Consider the following 19,929-nt stretch of genomic DNA (forward strand, 5'->3'; position numbering starts at 1 on the left):
GACTAGCGCTTGTCGGAGACCTTGATCCGGCCCTCGATGATCCGGGCCTTGAACCCTTCGAGGATGCCCTGCAGGTTCGCGTCGATCCGGCCGCCCGACGTGGCGTAACCGACACCGTTCACCTTGAGGTCGAAGACCTCCGGCAACGAGTCCAGGTCGTCCTTCGCGGCGGCCTTGAAGAAGTCGTACACCGCCACGTCGACGCGCTTGAGGCTCGACGCGACGATGACGTCCTTCGTGTCCGCGAGCGCCGGCTGGTTGTACTGGTCGGCGTCGCACCCGATCGCCAGCACACCCGCCTGCTTCACGGCGGAGAAGACGCCGATGCCGGACGCGCCCGCGGCCGGGTAGAGGACGTCCGCGCCCTTCTCGATGAGGCCCTTCGCGGTTTCCAGGCCCTTCGCCGGGTCCTGGAAGCCCGTGAAGTCGGTGGCCGGCGTGATGTACTTCTTCTCCACCACGATCTTCGGCGCGGCGGCCTTCGCGCCCTGGACGTAGCCGGCCTCGAACTTGTGGATCAGCGGGATGTCGACGCCGCCGACGAAGCCGACGTGGCACTTCTTGCTCTGGTACGCGGCCACGACGCCGGCCAGGAACGCGCCCTCCTGCTCGGCGAAGACCAGCGGCGTGACGTTGGGCGCGCCCTCCACGGCCGAGTCCACCAGACCGAACTCCACGTCCGGGAACTCCGGCGCGACGACCTTCAGCGCCTCGGTGTACGCGAAGCCGACGCCGATGATCGGGTCGAAGCCCTCGCGCGCGAGCTGGCGCAGCCGGGACTGCTTCACCGACTCGTCCTCGTTCGGGGCGGCGGAGAGCTCCCGGGTGTTCTCCTTCGCGACCCCCAGGTCCTTGATCGCCCGGTCGAACCCGGCGGCGGCGAGGTCGTTGAACGACGCGTCGCCACGGCCGCCGATGTCGTAGGCCAGGCCGATCTTCAGCCCGCTCCCGTCGACCTTGTCGCCGTCCTCGTCGTCGTTGGCGGCGCTGGTGCTCGACGTGGCGGGTGGGCTGGGCGGCGTCGCGAACTCGCACGCGGCGCCGGCGACGTCGGTCGACCCGGTGCCGCCACCGGAGTCCTTCGCGCAGGCGCTCACCACCATGAGGGCGGTCAGCGCGATAGCGGCCACAGCGGTGCCACGGACAGGACGGCGCACGGCTCGGTTCCCTCCCAGTTCGTCGAGCGGACACTCCCCCCGGTGGGGGTGTCCGGGCTCGCGCGACGGACCGTACCTTGCTCGCCGCGACCGTCCGGACGAGCGTTCACCCACTGGGAACGGCGTTCGGCTCCGGGTGCGGCAATCGGTCGAGTGGACGGTCGCGGAACGCCGATCGCCCACAAGGGACCCGACGCCGCGACCGGACCGGAAACCAAGCGACAACCCCACGCGCGGGCAATACTGTGCGCCGCATGGACGAACAACCCGCCTCGCTCACGTGGCGGTCGCTCACCGGCGAGGACGCCAAGGCGTCGGCCGACCTCCTCAACGCCATCGAGACCGTGGACCGGATCGGCGAGAACTACACCGAGGAGGACACCCTCCAGGAGCTGATCGATCCTTACACCGACTTGGAGCGCGCGAGCCTCGCCGCCTTCGACGGTGACGTGATGGTCGGCTACATGAAGGTCCGCCACAAGCCGGTCGCGGAAGAGGTCCACCGGGCCTTCCTCGACGGCGGTGTCCACCCCGACTACCGCCGCCGGGGCATCGGCGCCGCGCTCGTGGCAGCCGGGGTGGCGGCGGCGAAGGTGGTGCACGCGCGGCACCACCCCACGCTCAAGCTCGTGGTCGACGTCCACAAGGTCGAGCACATCGCCGGTGTGCCCGAACTCGTCCGCTCCCAGGGCTTCGCGCCGGTCCGCTACTACCAGTACCTGGAGCACCCGCTCGGCGACGCGGTCCCCGACGCGGGCATCCCCGAAGGCCTGCGGGTCGAACCGTGGTCGGCGCGGAACGACGAGGAGTTCCGGTCTATCCGGAACTCCTCGTTCCAGGACCACTGGGGTTCGGCGCCGATGCCCGTGGACGCGTGGCAGAACAAGATCACCAACCAGACGTTCCGGCCGGAGGCGAGCTTCCTGCTCCGCGACGTGGCGAACGGGACCGCGGTGGGCATGCTGGTGACCATGCACTGGGAGGCCGACACGGCGGCCACCGGCATCCGCGAGGCCCGCTTCATGCTCGTCGGAACGCTCCGGGAGCACCGGAGGCGGGGTGTCGCCGGCGCGCTGGTCGGGCACGCCCTGCGTGCGGTCGCGGACCAGGGCTACGACCGCGCCGGCGTGAGCGTGGACTCGGCGGACCCCTTCGGCTCGACCGGGATCTTCGAGAAGGCCGGCTTCACGCCGACGATGCGGCACGTGCGCTGGGCGCTCGAAGTGTGACTCGTGCTCGAGAACAAGCGCGGCAGGAACCCTCGGAGGCGTCGAGTTGCCGGGTGCGGTGTTCCGCGGCATGCGACCGTGGGCGTTGGACGTGGGGATCAGCGAGTGCGAGGGAACAGCTCTGCGCGTGGTCGACCGGTGTGGTCAACCGAGTCCGTTGGTCCACCCGGCGACCGCGCGGTGGTAGCCGGGCGCGTTCGGGGAGAAGTTGAGCGAATGCCCGTAACCGGGGACGACGTGCGCGCTCAACCGGGCCTCGGGCGCGTAGAACGGCCCCTCCGACGTGCGCAGCGCCTCGCTGGACGAGCAGTCCGCGCCGAGCGGCGGGCCGCAGAAGTTGCTGTCGCCACCACCCATGACGACCATGACCGGCACGGTGATCCGCCGTGACAGCGGGATGAGCTGGCTGATCAGCACGGTGCCCAGGGTCTCCGCCGGCGTGACGACGTCCTTGGTGGCCTCGTCGAAGTCGAGCGCGCCCCGCTCCGCCGCGCCGGGGGCGTGGAACGACGAGTGCCGGGAACCGGCGATCGTGGTCAGGTAGCCGGGGTCGAGGCCGCGCCCCCGCGTCCGCGGGTCGAGCGCGGCCGGGATCAGGGTGGCGAACACCGGCACGGCGCCCGGCAGGTTGATCCGGTGCGTCAGCCCGGTGATCACCACGCCGTCCACGTCGCGGTACGTGACGGCCTCGGTCGTGGCCACCGCGGAGCCGATCGAGTGGCCGACCAGCACGACCCGGTCGAACCGCGGTCGCAGCGACTCGACCACCGCGTGCACCGCCCCGGCCTGGGTGGACAGGTTCAGCAGGACGCTCAACGGCTTGGAGCTGCGCCCGCTGCCGAGCCGGTCGACGGCGACCGTGGCGATGCCCGCCCGGTTCATGGCCTGCCGGTAGGACCGCGTCTCGGGCGCGTGGCCGATGTCCCAGTACGCGCTGTTGTACGTGCCACCGGGCACCAGCACCTGGAGCGTCGTCGCGCCCGGCGGCACGCACAGCCGGCCGTACACCGAGTGCGCCGCCAGGGCGACCGTCACCGGCACCCTCACGTCCTCGCACGCGGTCTGCGCCGCGCCTGCCGTGCCGGGTGCGACGCAGAACCCGGCGGCGAGCAGGACGACGGCGACGATTCGGCGCAAACGCAACGGACGCACGGACAGAGCCTCCAACTCAGTTTCGGGGAACCGCCGTCATCAGCATCCCGCTGGGGTAGGCGGCGGAGGTGAACTTGACGCGCACGGGCTTGCCCGGCACGGGCACCAGCCGCCACCGCGCCGCCACGGTGGCGACGGCGACGGCGATCTCGGTCTGGGCGAACAGGTTCCCGACGCACTGGCGCGCGCCCGCACCGAACGGGACGTACGCGCCCTTCGGGATCAGCGCGGCGCGTTCGGGGGACCACCGGTCGGGGTCGAAGCGGTGGGGGTCCTCGAACGACGCCGGGTCGTGGTGCAGGGCGTGCGGGCTGAAGATCACCTCGGCGCCCTCGGGCAACGCCGCGTCGCCCAGCTCGACGGGCGCGAGGGTGCGCCGCATCAGGAACCACACCGGGTACAGCCGCAGCACCTCGTTGACGACCTGCCTGAGGTAGACGAGGTCGCCGACGTCGGCGAAGGTGGGTTCGCGCCCGCCGAGCACCTCGTCCACCTCGGCGTGGACGCGCCGCTCGACCTCGGGGTGCCGGGCGAGTTCGTGGAACGTCCAGGCCAGCGCCAGCGCGGTGGTCTCGACGCCGCCGACCAGGAGCGTCATGACCTCGTCGTGGACCTGATCGTCGGACATGCCCGCGCCGGTGTCCGGGTCCCGGGCGGTCAGCAGCACCGACAGCAGGTCGCCCCGGTCGACGCCGTCCTCCCGCCACCCGCGCACGACCTCGAGCACGATCGCCCGCATGCGCGCGATGGCCTCGTCGAACGCGCGGTTGCCCGGCAGCGGCAGCTTCTGGACGAACGACGGCGACAGCGCGCGGACCATGCCCTGCTTGAGCACGATGAACAGCGACCGGCGCACCTCTTCGACCGCGCGCTTGCCCAGTTCGGTGGAGAACAGCGCCTCGCCCACGATGGTGAGGGCCAGGGCCTGGGCGTCCTCTTCGACCACGCGCACCTGGCCGGGGCGCCAGTCGGCCGTCCAGTCGGCCGCGGCGCGCGCCATGGTCCGGGTGTAGTGGGAGATCCGGTTGCGGTGGAACGCGGGCCGCACCATCCGGCGCCGGCGCTGGTGGAACTCGCCGTTCGACGTCGCCAGACCGTTGCCGAAGATCGGTTGGAACCTGTCGAACAAGGCGCCCTTCCTGAATGACGATCCTTTGGTGACCAGGAGGTCGTGGACTAATCGAGGATTCGTCACAAAGTAGGTACGCATGGTGCCGAGGTCAATTCGGACGATGTCGCCGTGATTCCGCAATAATGCGGTGAACAGGTGTCGGCGGCGCAACATCGACACGGTGTGGCCGAGCACGGGAAGGCGACCCGGAGCCACCGGGACGGACATGTCCGCTCCTCGCCTCTGCAGATGGGACGGCCCACGATAGAAGCCGTTCGGGTGACGTCGACAGTGGCCGATCGGGTGACTGCGCGCACTCGGGTGGCGCAATGACGAGAGCGACCTGCCGGCTAGGATGATGCCCTCTTTCCGAAAGGGTGTTCGCAGTGGTGCAACCGGAGTGGATTCCCCCCAGCGTCGACATTTCGGTGCCGAGCATGGCTCGCACGTACGATTACCTGCTGGGCGGCGCCCACAACTTCGCGGTGGACCGCGAACTCGCGGTCCAGGTCGAGCGCATCATGCCCGACGCCCGGTCCGCGGCCCGCGTGAACAGGGCCTTCCTCGGCCGGGCCGTGCGGCACATGATCGGGCAGGGCATCACCCAGTTCCTCGACATCGGCTCCGGCATCCCCACGGTGGCGAACGTGCACGAGGTCGCCCAGGCCGTGGACCCCGAGTGCCGGGTCGTGTACGTCGACAAGGACCCGATCGCGGTGGCGCACAGCGAGCTGATGCTGGCGGAGAACGACCGCGCGGCCGTCGTGCACGCCGACATGCGCGCCCCCCGGGCGATCCTCGACCACCCGGAGACCAGGGGGCTGCTCGACTTCGACCGGCCCGTCGGCCTGCTGGTGCTGATGATGCTGCACTGGGTCCCCGACGAGGCCGACCCGTGGGGGCTGATGGCGACCTACCGCGAGGCGCTGGCGCCCGGCAGCCACCTGGCGATCACCCACGTCACCGCCGACAACCAGGACGAGGGCCTGTCCGACGTGACGGACCTGATCAAGGACAGCCGCAGTGCCGACCAGCTCAACGAGCGCCCGCACGAGCAGGTGCTGGCGCTGTTCGGCGACTTCGAGTTGGTCGAGCCCGGCCTGGTCGGCTGCGCGGCGTGGCGGCCCGGCGGGCCCGGCGACATGTCCCAGACGCCCGGCATGAACATGGTGATCTACGGCGGGGTCGGCCGGAAACCGTGACCCGGCACGGCCTGTCCGGCGAACACCACCGGCAGGCTCCGGGCAGCGGTGCTAGGCGTAGGCGTCGAGGACGCTGACGTACAGGTCGTCGACGACCTGCCGCTGTGCCGCACCCGACAGCGCGTAGTGGTCGAGCCCCGGCGAGGCGTTGACCTCGAAGACCGCGCTCGCGGCGCCGGGGTCCGCGACGTCGGCGCACGCGAGGTCGAGGCCGCACAGGCGCAGGGTGAAGTTGCGGGCCACGTGACGCGCCAGTTCGACCCAGCGCTCGTCGATCTCGTCGGACACGTCCTCGGCGACACCGCCGGTGGAGAGGTTGGAGATCGGCAGCAGCGGCACCACCTCGCGCTCACCCGGCACGCTGCGGAGGTCGAGTCCCGCCCTGCCCAGGTGCGCCGCGATGCGGGGGTCGTCGGCCGCGATGCGCGCGTCACGCCCCTTCGCCGCGAACGTCGCCCGCAGCTCGCCCAGCAGGGTCGCGATGGACCGGGTCCCGTCGCCGGTCACCGACAAGGGCACCCGGCGGTAGGCGCTGACCAGCACGCCGTCGAGCGTCACGATCCGGTAGTCGGGCAGCTCGACCGGCGCCTCCACCAGCGCGAGGCGCACCTTCCTCTCCTCCAGCGCCTGGAAGGCCGTGCGGAGTTCGGCCCGGTCGTAGACCTTGAAGATGCCGATGCCCTTCGAACCGTCGACGGGTTTGACGTACGCGGGATAGCCGAACGACCCCTCGATGTAGCCGTGGGCCTGGTCGACCTCCCGGATTCCGGTGTTCGTCGCCTGGCGCGGGCTCTCGCGGACCTGCGCTGCCCACGTCGGGAGCAGGAACTCCCTGCCCTCGGGCACGTCCACCCCGATGGTCCTGAGCATGAACTTGCTGTGCCCCTTGTCCTTCGCCAGGTCGGCGGCCGCACTGGTGTTGAGGCCGAGGTCGTTGCCGTACAGCACCCGGTGGCTGCCGTCGTCGTAGTTGATGCGCACCACGTGGCCGTAGGCGGGTTCGACGTCGATGCTCGACACCCGGGTGAGCGCCCCCTGCTCGAACAGGTGCAGGACGCGGCGCGTCAGGTAGGGGTAGTGGGACGGTCGGCGCACTGAGGAGTCTCCCCGCGGAGTCGGTTCCGGTGCCTCTGACCAGCGCGACCTGACGAAGGTCAGGTGTGGTCGCGGTCGGAGGTGGGTGCGGGTCCGTGCCGGAAGTGCGCGGCGCCCGCCCCCGTTGCGCCCCTAACTTCGCATTGAGCGGAGTCGACCCGTGGACGCGGGTCGGTGGATGGGGGTGTGACCAAGTGCGGTTGGGTGGGACGACCCGGTCCGGGAGCGACCTGTACGACGGGATCGTCGAGGTCGCGGGGGCGACGCCGGAGTGGGTGCGGGGCATCTTCTCCTGGTACGCCGACGTCGGCCTGCTGATCCTCGGCGCGTTGTTCGCGCTCACGTGGTGGCGGGCGCGCGGGCGCAACGACTCCGAGGCCACCGCCGTGGCGCTGCTCGCGCCCGCGGCGACCGTCGTCGCGTACGTCGTGAGCGAGGTGCTCAAGACCTTGGTGGACGCGGACCGCCCGTGCCGCGCGCTGCCGGTGGACGCCATCATCGAGCGGTGCCCGGAGGCGGGTGACTGGTCGTTCCCCAGCAACCACGCCACGATCGCGTCGGCGGTGGCCGTGGGGCTGGCCATCGCGTGGCGCGCGCTCCTGCCGTGGGTGGCGGCCATGGCCTTGCTGATGGCGTTCTCCCGGGTGTTCGTGGGCGTGCACTACCCGCGGGACGTGATCGTCGGCCTGCTGCTCGGCGCGGCCGTGGCGTGGTCGGTCCTCCGGCTGGTCACGCCCCGCGTGACCGCGCTGGTCCTGAGGTCCGGCGATCACCCCGGGCTGGGCCGGCTGCTGCACGCCACGCCGCCCGACCTGACCGCGACCCGGCGAATCCAACGGCCGCCGCCCGGACGACGGCACGACCCTCGCCGGGGCGGCGGACGCTGACGGCACGCGGCTCTCCGAGACCTGCGGACGCCGGTGAGATCGGTTTCGCGGGCCGGAGGCGACCCGCACGGCCGGGTGCTCGTGCGACCTGACGGGCGCGGCTGAGGTCGCCGGGAAGAACAAGACTGTTCCTTCGCGAGTTCGCCGCGCACCCTCGACGCCACTGATCGTCGTTTAGTGGGGGCACAGGGCGTGAGCGGCAGTGAGATCGAGATCGAGCAGGAGTACGTGGCGGGCCTGTACGCACGGGTGGACGCCATGCGGGACGAGGCGGCGGCGCACTTGGCGACTGCGCGGCGGACGGGCGCGGACCGGGACGCGGCAGCCGTCTGGGAAGCGGAAACGACCCGGCTGGACGCCGTGGAGCACGGTCTGTGCTTCGGGCGGCTGGACCTGCGCGACGGCCGCCGCGTCTACATCGGACGGCTGGGGCTGTTCCGGGACGGGGACGACGAGCCGTTGTTGGTGGATTGGCGCGCACCCGCGGCCCAGGCGTTCTACACGGCGACCGCCGCCGCTCCGCGAGGTGTGCGGCGACGGCGGCGCATCACCTCGCGTGGCCGGGTGGTCGTCGCGCTGAACGACGAACTGCTCGACCCGGACGTCGCGGGCGCCGACGGCAGCCTGGTGGGGGAGGCGGCGATGGTGGCGGCGATGACCGCCGACCGGACCGGGCGGATGCGCGACATCGTCGCGACGCTGCGAGCGGAGCAGGACTTGATCATCCGGGACGGGTACCGGGGTGCGCTGGTCGTGCAGGGCGGGCCGGGCACCGGCAAGACGGCCGTCGCGCTGCACCGCGTCGCCTACCTGATCTACCGGCACCGGCGCCTGCGCACCCGCGGTGTCCTGGTCGTGGGCCCCAGCCGGATCTTCCTCGACTACATCGGCCAGGTCCTGCCCGGCCTCGGCGAGCACAGCGTGGTGACCGCCACCATCGCCGACCTGCGCGCGGACGTCGAGGTCAGCCGGGTGGACCCACCCGAGACCGCCGAGCTCAAGGGCAGGGCGGGCATGGCGGACCGGCTGGCGGCTGCCGTGCGTGCGCGGGTCCGCGTTCCCGACGAGCCGGTCGACGTCGAGTTCGAGCAGCAGGTGCTGCGGCTCGACCCGGACACCTGTCGCCGTGCCGTGCGGCAGGCCGCCCGCACCGGGCTCCCGCACAACCGGGCCAGGCTGGTCTTCCACCGGGAGGTCGTGGACGTGCTCGCGCAGCGGCTGATCGGGGACATGGAGGCCGTCGTGCTCACCGACACCGGCGAGGCGATCGACGGCGGCAGCGTCGACGGACGGCTCGGCGAAGCGGACCTGCGCGCGTTGGCGGCGGCGGGTGTCGTGATCGACGAGGACGATCCGGGCGGGGCACGGGACGTGCTGGACGAGACCGACCGGGCCGCGCTGCGGAACTCGCTGCTCGCCGACCGCGGCGTCCGGGTGGCGCTCGACGGCGTGTGGCCGCCGCTGACCCCGGAGCGCGTGGTGGCGGACCTGCTCGCCAAGCCCGCGTGGGACTGGAGTGCCGCGGACGTCCCGTTGCTGGACGAGGCGGAGGCCCTGATCGGCCACGACGGCGACGGCCGGACGACCTTCGGGCACGTGGTCGTCGACGAAGCGCAGGAGCTGTCGGAGATGGCCTGGCGCATGCTGATGCGCCGGTGCCCCACCAGGTCGATGACCATCGTCGGCGATCTCGCCCAGACCGGGGACCCCGCCGGCGCCTCCTCGTGGGACGACGTGCTGCGCCCGCACGTGGCCGACCGTTGGCGGCTCGCCCAGCTCACCGTCAACTACCGCACGCCGTCGGAGATCATGGCGGCCACCGCCGACCTGCTCGCGACCCACCACCCCGACCTGCGACCACCCCGCTCGGTCCGGTCGACCGGCGAAACACCGTGGCGCCTCCGCACGACTCCCGCCGAGCTGCCCGAGGTCGTCGCCGACCTGGCCGGAGCGTGGGCGGGCGGCCGGCTCGCGGTCATAGCGCCACCAACCCACATCCGCGCCCTGGCAACCGCGCTGTCCCTCACCACACCGACGGACCTGACGGACGAGGTCGTGCTGCTCACCCCCGGCCAGGCCAAGGGACTGGAGTTCGACTCGGTCCTGATCGCCGACCCGACCGCGATCCTCGACGCCGCACCGCTCGGCCACAACGACCTGTACGTCGCCATGACGAGGGCCACCCACCGCCTGGGCGTCGTGCACCCGGGCCCACCACCGGCCGTGCTGTCGGCGATGCGCGAGGTCCGGCGCTGAGGACGCGGTGGTGGGCGGTGGCGTTCGCCGATCTGCGACCGAGGTCGACGAACGCCGGTCGCGGTCGGTGCGGCCGTGGAAAACTGGCCGTCGATCACAGCGGTCGATGTGGGAGTGGTGGATCAATGGGCATGACGCTGTCGTTCACCCGGGTCACCCCGGAGGAACTGGACCGGGCGTCCGAGGACCCGGAACTGGCGTGGGAGCTCGTGGACGACGAGAACCGGCCGTACTGCTTCCTCGAGAAGACCTGGGCGGGCATCCAGTTCCTGCTCCGCGCGGCCGGGGTGGATGTCGACGTGCTCGAGGACGGCGACCCCATCGACGAGGAGTGCACCCTGTTCGGCTGGCACGACCGCCTGGTCGCCGCGTCCGCCAGGGCGTTGAGCGCGACACCGTTCGAGGTGTTGGCCGAGCATTACGACCCGCGGAAGCTCAGCGAGGAGGAGGTCTACCCCATGAGGCACCTCTGGGACGACGACGACCTCGAATACCTTCGGTCCCACTACCGGGACCTGGTCACGTTCTTCGAGGAGACGGCCGCCTCGGGCGGCGCGGCGATCCGGTACTTCAGCGTCTGACCCGGAAGAACGGCCCGGCGCGAGTGCTGCCGCGCCGGGCCGGGTGCTTCCGTGTTCCGGCAGGTTCGCCGGTTCCTAGCCGAAGTTCACGTCACTGCACCACATGTAGGCCTGGTCGAGGTGCGAAGCCTGCCAGATCGTGAAGACGATGTGGTGCCCTCGGTACGAGCCGTTGGTCGAGATGTTGAACCTGATGTCCTTGGCGGGCGCGTACCTGCCGGTCTGCGTGATGAAGTCGAGGTCGCCCCAGCCGAGGCTCTGGGTGGCCGGGTTGAACCCCTGCTTGCTGATGTAGACGCGGAAGTAGTCGGCGCCGTGGCTGGCCTGGTCGTACAGGTGCATGGTGAAGTTGCTGCCGACGCTGGTCTGCTTCCACTGACCGGGGGTGTTCAGCGAGTTGTTGCGGGAGAGGGCGTTGCTGCAGAGCTGACCGTTGGGGGTCCGCCCCTGGAAGTTCCCGCCCAGGCCGTCCCGCAGCGCGCTCATCCAGTTCCACATGGTGTCGGCGTTCGCCTGGAACGCCTGGTAACACATGGGGTCCTGCTGCTGCATGGCCGGGTTCGTGTGCTGACTGCCCCACGTCTGCCAGCACTGGTACTGGCGGGTGGCGGGACCGACGATGGTGCCGTGGGCCGAGGCCGTCGGCGACCAGACGAGCATGGTGGCCATCACGCCGAGGATCAGCGCGATGATGCCCTGCCGTCGCGTGACGGACACGGAGGTGCTGCGCATTCGCATGGAAAGGAACCTCCACTCTTCGGGTGGTTGAGCGGCGGCGGCGGAAAATGGGAGCGCTCCCAGACCAGTCATCACACTATACGTCACTCACCGAAACTTCAACGAAACATTGGGTAGTGGTCACGGCTTTCCGCATCTCGGGAATCGCGCGCCGCTGACCAGCGGTTATGTGGCCACATCGGGGTGCGGCGGCGCCGGCGCCCGGTATGACCGGTCCGGTGCGGAGCACGGCCATGCCCGCCGACCGGCCGAACAACGACATCCATTCGGCAACGGCCTGCTAGGTGATCTCCAGGTTCGCCATCATCCCCATGTCCTCGTGCTCGGCGTTGTGGCAGTGGAAGAGGTAGCGGCCCGGGTAGCCGTCGAAGCGGGTGATGATCTCCACCGCTTCACCGGGCCGCAGGGCGACGGTGTCCTTGAGCCCGGCGTCGTGCGGCAACGGTGGCCGGCCGCCGCGCGTGAGCACCTGGAAGCCGACCAGGTGCAGGTGGACGGGGTGGTGCACGTCGGCGACCAGCCGCCACACCTCGACGTCGCCGAGGCGGGTGGTGACGTCGGTGCGGGCCGGGTCGAACGGCAGCCCGCCGATCAACCACCCGCGGCCACCGTGCGCCCGCCCCGTGCGGAAGGAGAAGTCGCGCACCGCCACGGCATCCGCGCGGCTCCACGTCGGCAGATCGGTGGACAGCGTGCGCGGGATGCGGCTGTCGTCCGCGGCGCGGCGGGCGACGCGGAAGGCCATCACGTCACGGGTGCGGCCCGCGCCGAGCCGGTTGACGAGCCGGACGAGGCCGCCCACCGGGACACCGGCGAAGTCGACGATCACGTCGTAGCGCTCGGCGGGCGCGATCGGCAGCAGCCGGTGGGTGACCGGTGCGGCGAGCAGCCCCTGGTCGGCGCCGACCTGGACGAGGTCGAGCGTGCGCCCGTCGTCCGTGACCGCCTCGAGTTCGTAGTGCCGGGCGTTGGAGGCGTTCAGGACGCGCAGCCGGTAGCGGGCGGCGTCGACCTCGTGCACGGGCCACGGCGCGCCGTTGACCAGGATCACGTCGCCGAGGACACCGGCGAAGTACGGCTCGTGCACGCCCGGTCGCGCACGCAGGTCGGGGTCGAGCGAGGGGTAGGCGAGGCCGCCGTCGGCCGCGAACGCCCGGTCGGCGATCATCAGCGGCAGCTCGCGCGGCCCCGCGGGCAGGCCGAGGCCGTCCTCCGCGTCGTCGCGGACGACGTGCAGCCCGGCCAGGCCGCGCCAGATCGCCGGAGCGGTGAAGTCCATCCGGTGGTCGTGGTACCAGAGCAGCGTCGGCCGCTGGTCCAGCGGGAACGTGTAGTCCCGCGTCACCCTCGACACCACGGCCCGCGGGTCGTGCATGCCGTGCCCGCCGTGCCCGGTGGCGTCGTGCCGGTCGGGCAGGACCAGGTCGGTCGGGTACCCGTCGGAGTCCGCCGGCGTCCGACCGCCGTGCAGGTGCACGACGGTCGGCACGGGCAGCTCGTTGCGATGCGTCACGGTGACCGGCCGGCCGCGCCGCGACTCGATCGTCGGCCCGGGGAAGGTGCCCTCGTAGGTCCACAACGGCGTCCTGACGCCGGGCAGGATCTCCGCGCTCGCTTCACGCTGGGTGATCTCGTAGCGGTCGGCGCCGACCGGCGCCAGCACCGGGGGGATCGGCAGCGGCACCCGGAACGGCGGCGGCAGCGGCACGGCGCTGCGCAGCTCGGCACCGGTCATCGACGGTCGGCGGGCCAGCACGGCCGAGGCCGACAGCCCGGTGGCCGCCAGCAGCCCGAGCGCGCCGCCGATGCCGAGCACCCGCCGCCTGGACAGGCCGTCACGCATCGCGGGCCTCCCGTCGCGGGAAGGGTCGGCGCCAGACGGCGGTGAACTGCGCGACGAGCGCCGCGACGGTCATCACGCCCAGCGGGACGTGCAGCCACAGCGCGCCGGCCAAGCCGGCGAAGTACTGCGCCGTCTCGGCCACCACCACCGCCATCGTGGCCAGGAACGGCCCGGCCTCGCGCAGTCGTGCCCAGACCACGATCGCCACGATCACCTGGACGTAGCCGATGGAGGAGGTCACGTCGGCGCCGACCGCGTGCCGGCGCAGGCTGTCGAAGTCCCCGGTCAGGTACGCGCCGGCGAACACCGGCTGGGCGACGACCGCCACCACGTGCGCGCTGACGACGGCCCGGTAGACCCATCCGGTGGGCGTGGTCCGAGGCGCGGCAGCGGATCCCGGCCTGGTGGCCATGAGGGATCCCTCCTCACTGTGATCTCTTGGGTGAACGCCGCTGACGCTATGACCTGCGAGATATCGTGTCTAAGATCAATATTGCTATGGTGTTATGCGCCGGGAGGCATGGTGGAGCTGAACTCGCTCAGGCAGTTCCTGGTGGTGGCACGGTTGGAGCACCTCAGCCGCGCCGCCGACGAGCTGCACGTCGCCCAACCGTCGCTGAGCCGCACCGTCGCCCGCTTGGAGGGCGAACTCGGCGCGCCGCTGTTCGACCGCGGCGGCCGGCTCCGGCTGAACGACACGGGCAAGCTCTTCCGCGATCACGTCGAACGCGCGCTCGGCGAGCTCGACGCGGGACGACGCGCCGTCGCCGAAGCCGCCGGCGCGGGGATGGGCGCCGTGCGACTGGCGTCGGAAACCTTCCTCACCCTCACCGGGCCGCTGGCGTCCTACAAGCGGACCCACCCGTCCGTCGAGGTCGAACTGCACTGGTCTCCGGCCGAGGACATGGCCCGCCGCCTGCGGGCGCAGGACGTCGACCTGTGCGTGGCCTCGCAGCCGATCCACGCCGAGGGCCTGGAGTCGGCGCGCCTGTTCGACGAGGCGGTCGGCGTGGGCACGCCGCCCGGCCACCCGCTCGCGAGCCGCGCTTCGGTGAGCGTCGAGGAGCTCGCCGACCTGCCCTTCATCACCGCGCGCCAGGGGCACTGGATCCGCCGGCTGCTCGATCGGCTCTTCGCCGCACGGGGCCTCACCCCGAAGATCGTCTGCGAGAGCGACGAGCCCGGCGCCATCGCGGACCTGATCAGCGCGGGGCTCGGCGTCGGCCTCGTGCCGGCGTTCGCGCTCCGCGCCGCCGCCCGCGTCCCCGGCGCCTGGGTCGCCGTGGACAGCGCCGACTGCCGCCGCACGGTCACCCTGTACTGGAGCGCGGACAGCCGCCTGTCCGCCGCCGCGCGGCTGATGCGCGCCACGATCACCGACTGGGACTGGACCGCCGGAGAACCCCGGGACGGGCGCTGACGGTCAGCCGGTCGTCCACGGGCGGAGCTTCTCCGGGTTGCGCACCGCCCAGATCCGCTTGATCCGGTCGTCCTCGATCTCGAACGCGTACACCGACACCGTGACGCCGTCCTGCTGGGCGATCAGGCCGGGTTGGCCGTTGACCGTCCGCTCCAGCACCGTCTGGCCGCGCAGCCGGTCCGCGAGGTGGCGCAGCGAGCGCGCGATCCGCTCGGCGCCCTCCACCGGGTGCAGCGAGGTGCGGGCCAGGCCGCCGCCGTCGCTGATCACCGTGGCGTCGTCGGCGAGCAGGTCGACGAGGGCGTCGATGTCCCAGGCCTCGAAGGCCTGCTTGAAGTCCCTGACGATCCGGGCCTGCCGGGCGGTCGGGGTCGTGGGGGCCTGCGCGGCGCGGATGCGGCGACGGGCCGACGAAGCCAGCTGGCGGCAGGCGGCCGGGGTGCGGCCGACGATCTCGGCCACCTCGCCGAAGGGGTAGCGGAAGACGTCGTGCAGCACGAACGCGACGCGCTCGGCGGGCGTCATCGAGTCGAGCACGACGAGGAAGGCCATGCCGACCGACTCGTCCAGGGTGATCCGGTCGGCCGGGTCGGCGGTGGCGGCGTCCGGTCGCCGACCGGCCCACTCGGTCCGGTCGGGCAGCGGCTCGGGGAGCCACTCGCCCACGTAGCGCTCACGCCTGGCCCGCGCCGAGCCGAGCAGGTCGAGGCAGACGCGCCCGGCGACCGTCGTGAGCCACGCGCCGGGCGACTCGATGGCGTCCCGCTGCTCCCGGGACAGGGCGTACCAGCGGGCGTAGGTCTCCTGGACGACGTCCTCGGCCTCGGCCAGGGAGCCGAGGAGCCGGTAGGCGAGGTTGATCAGCTGACGCCGCTCGCCGACGATCGCGCTCAACCCCGCGTCGGACCGGTCGTGCCCGGGTCCTGAGTGGTCGGTCATGGTTCGGTGGCTCCCTGGGTCGGCTCTGCGCTCACCCTCTCCGACGGGACAGCGCACCGAAACGTCAGGTCGCCGTGCCGCCTCACATTCCGGCCGGCTGCGTCGTCGTACCGGGCAAGTCGAGAAAGGGGTGGATGGCGATGCCCGCGAACCGCGAGGCGGAGGAAGCCGAGATCCGGCGGCAGGTCGACCGGATCGTCGAAGCGCTCCGGGCCAAGGATCTCGAAGGCCTGGAGCGGATCTACGCGACCGACGTCGTGTCCTTCGACGTCGAGCCGCCGTTGCAGCACGTCGGGATAGCGGCGAAGTCGAAGAACTGGGCGAACGTGTTCGCGTTCTTCCAGGACGTGGATTACGAGGTGCGGGACCTGAGGTTCACCGTGGGCGACGACGTGGCGTTCGGGCACGGCTTCGGCCGGCTCAGCGGCACGACGCGGAACGGCGTGGTGACGAACGGCATGTGGGTCCGGGCCACGTTCGGCTTCCGGAAGGTCGAGGGCCGGTGGCTGATCGCGCACGACCAGGTGTCCGTGCCGTTCGACGTGTCGACGGGTCGAGGGGTGGCCGACCTTGAACCCTGAGTCGTCCGCGGTGAACGTCGCGATCATCTACTACAGCGCCACCGGCAACGTGCACGCCTTGGCGCAAGCCGCCGCCGAGGGCGCGGAGAAGGCCGGCGCGCACGTGAGGCTGCGCAAGGTCGCCGAAACGGCGCCGGTGGCAGCCGTCGAGTCCAGGCCGGAGTGGGCCGCGCACGTCCGGAGCACCGCCGACGTCGCCGTGGCCGGCCACGAGGACCTGGAGTGGGCCGACGCGGTGCTGTTCGGCGCGCCGACCCGCTTCGGCAGCCCGGCCGGGCAGCTCCGGGCGTTCATCGAGACGACCGGCCCGCTGTGGTCCCACGGCAAGCTCGCGGACAAGGTGTACTCGGCCTTCACGTCCTCCAACAGCCCGCACGGCGGGCAGGAGTCCACGATCCTGGCGTTGAGCACCACCTTCCACCACTGGGGTGGCGTCATCGTGCCGCCCGGGTACACCGACCCGATCCAGTTCCAGTCCGGGAACCCCTACGGCACGTCGCACGTCGCCGGCGCCGGCGCGCCCGGCGAGGTGCCCCTGGCGGCGGCCCGCCACCAGGCTCGCCGCGTCGTCGACATCGCGACCGCGCTCAAGGCCGGCCGCGCCGCGTGACATCGTCAGAACCCTCGAACGGAGACATGGTGAGCTCGAACGAGTCCGAAGTGGTGGCGTTCCTGGAGGGCCGCGCCGCCGCCCAGCAGTCGAAGGACATCGACCGGCTGATGTCCTGCTATTCCCCCGAGATCGTCTACTACGACGTCGTGCCGCCTCTCCGGTTCGCCGGTACCGAGGAAGTGCGGCGCAACTTCCTGCGGTGGTTCGACGGCTACGAAGGGCCCATCACCCTGGAAACGCACGACCGGACCATCGTGACGGGCGGCGACGTCGCGTACGCCGGCATGCTCCACCTCGACTCGGGGGAGCGCAAAGGCGGCGTCCAGCGGTCGATCTGGGTGCGGGAGACGGTCTGCCTGCGCCGGTCGAACGGCACGTGGGCGATCACGAACGAGCACGTCTCGATCCCGATCGACCCGACGAGCTTCCGGATCTGGCTCCCGACGGAGAAGGACCAGCCCGCCTGACCGCACGTCCGGGGCCGGGCGAGGGCGTTCCGCGTCCTCGCCCGGCCCTCCGGTCACCTCGTCGCCGTGACGGCGGGCGCGGGCTTGCCGCGCGACACCGCCACGCCGACCAGGCAGAGCGCGCCACCCGCCAGCGCCACGAGACCGGGCACCTCGTCGAGCAGCGCCCACGACAGCACCACGACGATCGCCGGCACCAGGTACGTCGTGGCGCCGAGCTTGCCGGTGGTCATGTGGGAGAGCGCGTACGCCCACGTGTAGAACGCCAGCGCGGTCGGCAGCAGACCCAGGTACACCACCGAGAGCGTGGCGCTCGCCGGCGCGTCGCCGAGGTCGCCGACGAGCTGACCGCCGAACGGCAGGCACACGACCGCGCCGACCACGCAGCCGAACGTGGTGGCCTGCAAGGCGGACGCGTGCCGCAGGGCGGGCTTCTGCGCCACGACGCCGACCGCGTACCCGGCCGCCGCGACCAGGCAGAGCAGCGCGCCCCGGGTGGTCGAGCCGCCGCCGGAGTCGAAGAGCCCGACCGCCGCGACCCCCGCGAACGCGATGGCGAGCCCGACCAGCAGTCGTGCCGGGAAACCCTCGCGGAGCAGCCACCCCGCCAGGAACGCCACCAGGATCGGGCCGACGCCGACGATCAGCGCGGCCGTGCCCGCGTCCGCGTGCCGCTCACCCCAGTTCAGCGCCACCATGTACAGCGCGAACCAGAACACCCCGGACCCGATGATCCCCGGCCACGCCGCTCGCGGCGGCACGCCGACACCGCGCACCGCGGCGATCGCACCGAGCGCGATCGCGCCGACCAGCAACCGGCCGAGCGCCAGCGACCCCGGCTCGAAGTGCTCGCCCGCGTACCGGATGCCGACGAACGCCGACGCCCACAGCACCATGGTGACCACGACCGCCGCGGCGGCCTTCCCGTTGACACCGCCCTGCTCCACCGGATCAACCCCCCGCCATCGCGCGGATCACCCGTCGGCGCAGCTTCCCCGTCGGCGTGCGGGGCAGCTCGGCCACGAAGACCACGTCCTCCGGAACCTTGTACCAGGTGAGCGTCGCCCGCGCGCCGGCGAGCAGTTCGGCCCGCACCCGCTCCGGCGACGCGCCGTCGTCCAGCACGACGAACGCGCGCAGCGCCGTGACGCCGTTCTCGCGCCGCGCCGAGCACACCGCGGCCTCGCGCACGTCGGGGTGCCGCATCAGGTGGTCCTCGGTCTCGGCCGGGTGCACGTTCTGGCCGCCGACGATCTCCACGTCGTCCAACCGGCCGTGCAGCCGCACGTACCCGTCCTCGTCCACGGTGGCCGCGTCGCCGGTGGCGTACCAGGAGTCCCCGGCCCGCGACGGCGGATCGCTGCCCCGTGCCACGCCCAACGCGATCGACGGACCCGCCACCTCCAACGCGCCCGGCACGCCCGGCGGCGCCTCGGCGCCCGCCTCGTCCACGATCCGCATCCGGTACGGCGGCAGGATTCGCCCGATCGTGTGGTCGCGGCTGTGGCCGATCGCGTTGGCCACCAACGCGTGCCCGATCTCCGTCGTGCCGAAGATGTTCAGCAGCCGTTCGCCGAGCACCTGCCTGAGCCGTGCCTCCAACGGCGCCGGCAGCACCTCGCCGGCGACCAGCGCCAGCCGGAGCCCGGACAGCAGCGCGTGACCGGGGTGGCGCGACAGCCGGGCGTAGAAGCTCGGCTGGCCGTAGAACACCGTCACGCCGCGGTCCTTGATGATCCGCAACGCGTCGTCCTCGGTCGCCCGCGCCCGCGACAGCACCGTCGTGGCGCCGCGGTGCAGCGGGAGGAACACGGAGTTGCCCAAGCCGTACGCGAAGTACATCCGCGACACCGAGAACGTGACGTCGTCCGGCGTGGTGTCGACGACCGACCCGATGGCCTGCTCGTACACGCCGGGGTCGCCGTGGGTGTGGAAGCACAGCTTCGGGTCGCCCGTCGTGCCCGAGGTGAACACCGCGTACGCCGGGGTGTCCGGTGTGGCCGGCGCACAAGGTGCGACACCGTCCGCCCGCAGCTCCTCCGGCGCGATCAGGTCCGCGCGCGGACCACCGGGGTCCTCCTCGCACACCACGGCGTCCGGCTCCGCGATCCCGATCGCGCGGCGCACCTCGTCCGGGTGCATGGTCGAGTTCACCGGAACCGCGACCGCGCCGATCCGCAGCGCGCCGAGGAACGCCCACACCGCGTCGATGCCGTCCGGCAGGACGAGCGCGATCCGGCTGCCCGGCCCGAGCCCTCTCGCGGTGTACCCGGCGGCGGCTCGGCCCGCCCCCTCGTAGACGTCGGCGAACCGGTAGGTCTCGTCGTCGACGCGGTAGGCGGGCCGATCCAGCCAGCCGCGGTCGCGCGCGAGCCCTTCGAGCCGTTCGACCAGATTTCCGGTACCACCCTGCTTCGCGCGCAGGGCTTTCTCTTCCACCGACATGATTCCCCCGTCATCACGTCGAAAGGTGATCGGCGACGACTCCCCGGGTCGCCGCCGCATCGAGATTGACCGCCCGTGCTGCGGAATGTCAAGGATCGCCGATGGCCAACTCCCTCCGATCATGCTGAACGTGCAGGTCAGCGACATGGATGCCACACGATGGAGTGATTGTTCGGGAGGCTGCCGACAATTCGCGACCGCAGCTCATCCGAA

General features: G+C 71.8%; 19 protein-coding genes. 9 read left to right on the forward strand and 10 right to left on the reverse strand.

Going from position 1 to position 19,929, the window contains the following annotated elements; translation table 11 throughout:
* Nucleotides 1-2: 2 nt before the first annotated feature.
* Nucleotides 3-1,103, reverse strand: coding sequence for a BMP family lipoprotein (locus tag AB0H12_RS20895; protein WP_499624642.1), 1,101 nt, complete (start codon nt 1,101-1,103; stop codon nt 3-5).
* 308 nt (nt 1,104-1,411) lie between these two features.
* On the opposite strand from AB0H12_RS20895, the gene AB0H12_RS20900 reads away from it, so the two are divergent.
* The gene (locus tag AB0H12_RS20900; protein WP_499624525.1) at nt 1,412-2,386 is read left to right on the forward strand and encodes a GNAT family N-acetyltransferase; all 975 of its coding nucleotides are present in this window, start codon (nt 1,412-1,414) and stop codon (nt 2,384-2,386) included.
* Between the two features lie 144 nt (nt 2,387-2,530).
* Here AB0H12_RS20900 and AB0H12_RS20905 read toward each other — a convergent pair whose 3' ends face one another.
* Entirely contained in the window at nt 2,531-3,538 is a 1,008-nt protein-coding gene (locus AB0H12_RS20905) for an alpha/beta hydrolase (protein WP_499624526.1), read from the reverse strand.
* Between the two features lie 16 nt (nt 3,539-3,554).
* Nucleotides 3,555-4,877, reverse strand: a complete 1,323-nt coding sequence (locus AB0H12_RS20910) for a cytochrome P450 (RefSeq protein WP_499624527.1) — start codon at nt 4,875-4,877, stop codon at nt 3,555-3,557.
* A gap of 176 nt (nt 4,878-5,053) precedes the next feature.
* Here AB0H12_RS20910 and AB0H12_RS20915 point away from each other — a divergent pair, with 176 nt between their 5' ends.
* Entirely contained in the window at nt 5,054-5,851 is a 798-nt protein-coding gene (locus AB0H12_RS20915; protein ID WP_499624643.1) for an SAM-dependent methyltransferase, read from the forward strand.
* A 51-nt stretch (nt 5,852-5,902) separates the two neighbouring features.
* Here the strand turns inward: AB0H12_RS20915 and AB0H12_RS20920 are convergent, their stop codons facing one another.
* Nucleotides 5,903-6,946: a hypothetical protein gene (locus AB0H12_RS20920; RefSeq protein ID WP_499624528.1), complete on the reverse strand. Its 1,044-nt coding sequence runs from the start codon at nt 6,944-6,946 to the stop codon at nt 5,903-5,905.
* A 194-nt stretch (nt 6,947-7,140) separates the two neighbouring features.
* Between AB0H12_RS20920 and AB0H12_RS20925 the strand changes: the two genes are divergently transcribed.
* From AB0H12_RS20925 to AB0H12_RS20935, 3 genes are all read left to right on the forward strand, one after another.
* Nucleotides 7,141-7,833: a phosphatase PAP2 family protein gene (locus tag AB0H12_RS20925; protein WP_499624529.1), complete on the forward strand. Its 693-nt coding sequence runs from the start codon at nt 7,141-7,143 to the stop codon at nt 7,831-7,833.
* A gap of 192 nt (nt 7,834-8,025) precedes the next feature.
* Complete coding sequence (locus AB0H12_RS20930) at nt 8,026-10,089, forward strand: HelD family protein (protein WP_499624530.1); 2,064 nt, start codon at nt 8,026-8,028, stop codon at nt 10,087-10,089.
* A gap of 125 nt (nt 10,090-10,214) precedes the next feature.
* Nucleotides 10,215-10,670 carry a YfbM family protein gene (locus AB0H12_RS20935; protein ID WP_499624531.1) on the forward strand — a complete coding sequence of 152 codons (456 nt, stop codon included), beginning with the start codon at nt 10,215-10,217 and terminating at the stop codon, nt 10,668-10,670.
* A 75-nt stretch (nt 10,671-10,745) separates the two neighbouring features.
* On the opposite strand, the gene AB0H12_RS20940 is transcribed toward AB0H12_RS20935, so the two are convergent.
* The 3 genes from AB0H12_RS20940 to AB0H12_RS20950 form a co-directional block, all read right to left on the reverse strand.
* The gene (locus AB0H12_RS20940) at nt 10,746-11,408 is read right to left on the reverse strand and encodes a lytic polysaccharide monooxygenase auxiliary activity family 9 protein (RefSeq protein WP_499624532.1); all 663 of its coding nucleotides are present in this window, start codon (nt 11,406-11,408) and stop codon (nt 10,746-10,748) included.
* Between the two features lie 280 nt (nt 11,409-11,688).
* Entirely contained in the window at nt 11,689-13,251 is a 1,563-nt protein-coding gene (locus tag AB0H12_RS20945) for a multicopper oxidase family protein (RefSeq protein ID WP_499624533.1), read from the reverse strand.
* A complete protein-coding gene (locus AB0H12_RS20950; protein ID WP_499624534.1) occupies nt 13,244-13,663 on the reverse strand; it encodes a hypothetical protein in 420 nt (139 codons plus the stop codon). Before AB0H12_RS20950 ends, AB0H12_RS20945 begins: the two co-directional genes overlap by 8 nt.
* Before the next feature lie 108 nt (nt 13,664-13,771).
* On the opposite strand from AB0H12_RS20950, the gene AB0H12_RS20955 reads away from it, so the two are divergent.
* Nucleotides 13,772-14,671 carry a LysR family transcriptional regulator gene (locus AB0H12_RS20955; protein WP_499624535.1) on the forward strand — a complete coding sequence of 300 codons (900 nt, stop codon included), beginning with the start codon at nt 13,772-13,774 and terminating at the stop codon, nt 14,669-14,671.
* A gap of 3 nt (nt 14,672-14,674) precedes the next feature.
* Here the strand turns inward: AB0H12_RS20955 and sigJ are convergent, their stop codons facing one another.
* Nucleotides 14,675-15,610, reverse strand: coding sequence for an RNA polymerase sigma factor SigJ (gene sigJ, locus AB0H12_RS20960; RefSeq protein WP_499624536.1), 936 nt, complete (start codon nt 15,608-15,610; stop codon nt 14,675-14,677).
* Between the two features lie 140 nt (nt 15,611-15,750).
* Between sigJ and AB0H12_RS20965 the strand changes: the two genes are divergently transcribed.
* From AB0H12_RS20965 to AB0H12_RS20975, 3 genes are read left to right on the forward strand one after another with little or no spacing between them, the layout of a single operon-like run.
* Nucleotides 15,751-16,191 carry a YybH family protein gene (locus tag AB0H12_RS20965; protein ID WP_499624537.1) on the forward strand — a complete coding sequence of 147 codons (441 nt, stop codon included), beginning with the start codon at nt 15,751-15,753 and terminating at the stop codon, nt 16,189-16,191.
* Nucleotides 16,181-16,801, forward strand: a complete 621-nt coding sequence (gene wrbA / locus AB0H12_RS20970) for an NAD(P)H:quinone oxidoreductase (protein ID WP_499624538.1) — start codon at nt 16,181-16,183, stop codon at nt 16,799-16,801. Before AB0H12_RS20965 ends, wrbA begins: the two co-directional genes overlap by 11 nt.
* A 29-nt stretch (nt 16,802-16,830) precedes the next feature.
* Nucleotides 16,831-17,271: a YybH family protein gene (locus AB0H12_RS20975; RefSeq protein WP_499624539.1), complete on the forward strand. Its 441-nt coding sequence runs from the start codon at nt 16,831-16,833 to the stop codon at nt 17,269-17,271.
* Between the two features lie 53 nt (nt 17,272-17,324).
* Here AB0H12_RS20975 and AB0H12_RS20980 read toward each other — a convergent pair whose 3' ends face one another.
* Together AB0H12_RS20980 and AB0H12_RS20985 are read right to left on the reverse strand one after the other, a co-directional pair.
* The gene (locus tag AB0H12_RS20980) at nt 17,325-18,218 is read right to left on the reverse strand and encodes a DMT family transporter (RefSeq protein WP_499624540.1); all 894 of its coding nucleotides are present in this window, start codon (nt 18,216-18,218) and stop codon (nt 17,325-17,327) included.
* Nucleotides 18,219-18,222: 4 nt separating this feature from the next.
* Entirely contained in the window at nt 18,223-19,716 is a 1,494-nt protein-coding gene (locus AB0H12_RS20985) for a class I adenylate-forming enzyme family protein (protein ID WP_499624541.1), read from the reverse strand.
* Between the last annotated feature and the right edge of the window lie 213 nt (nt 19,717-19,929).

The organism is Actinosynnema sp. NPDC023794, assembly GCF_040639675.1.
In the GTDB taxonomy this organism is placed as follows: domain Bacteria; phylum Actinomycetota; class Actinomycetes; order Mycobacteriales; family Pseudonocardiaceae; genus Actinosynnema; species Actinosynnema luteola.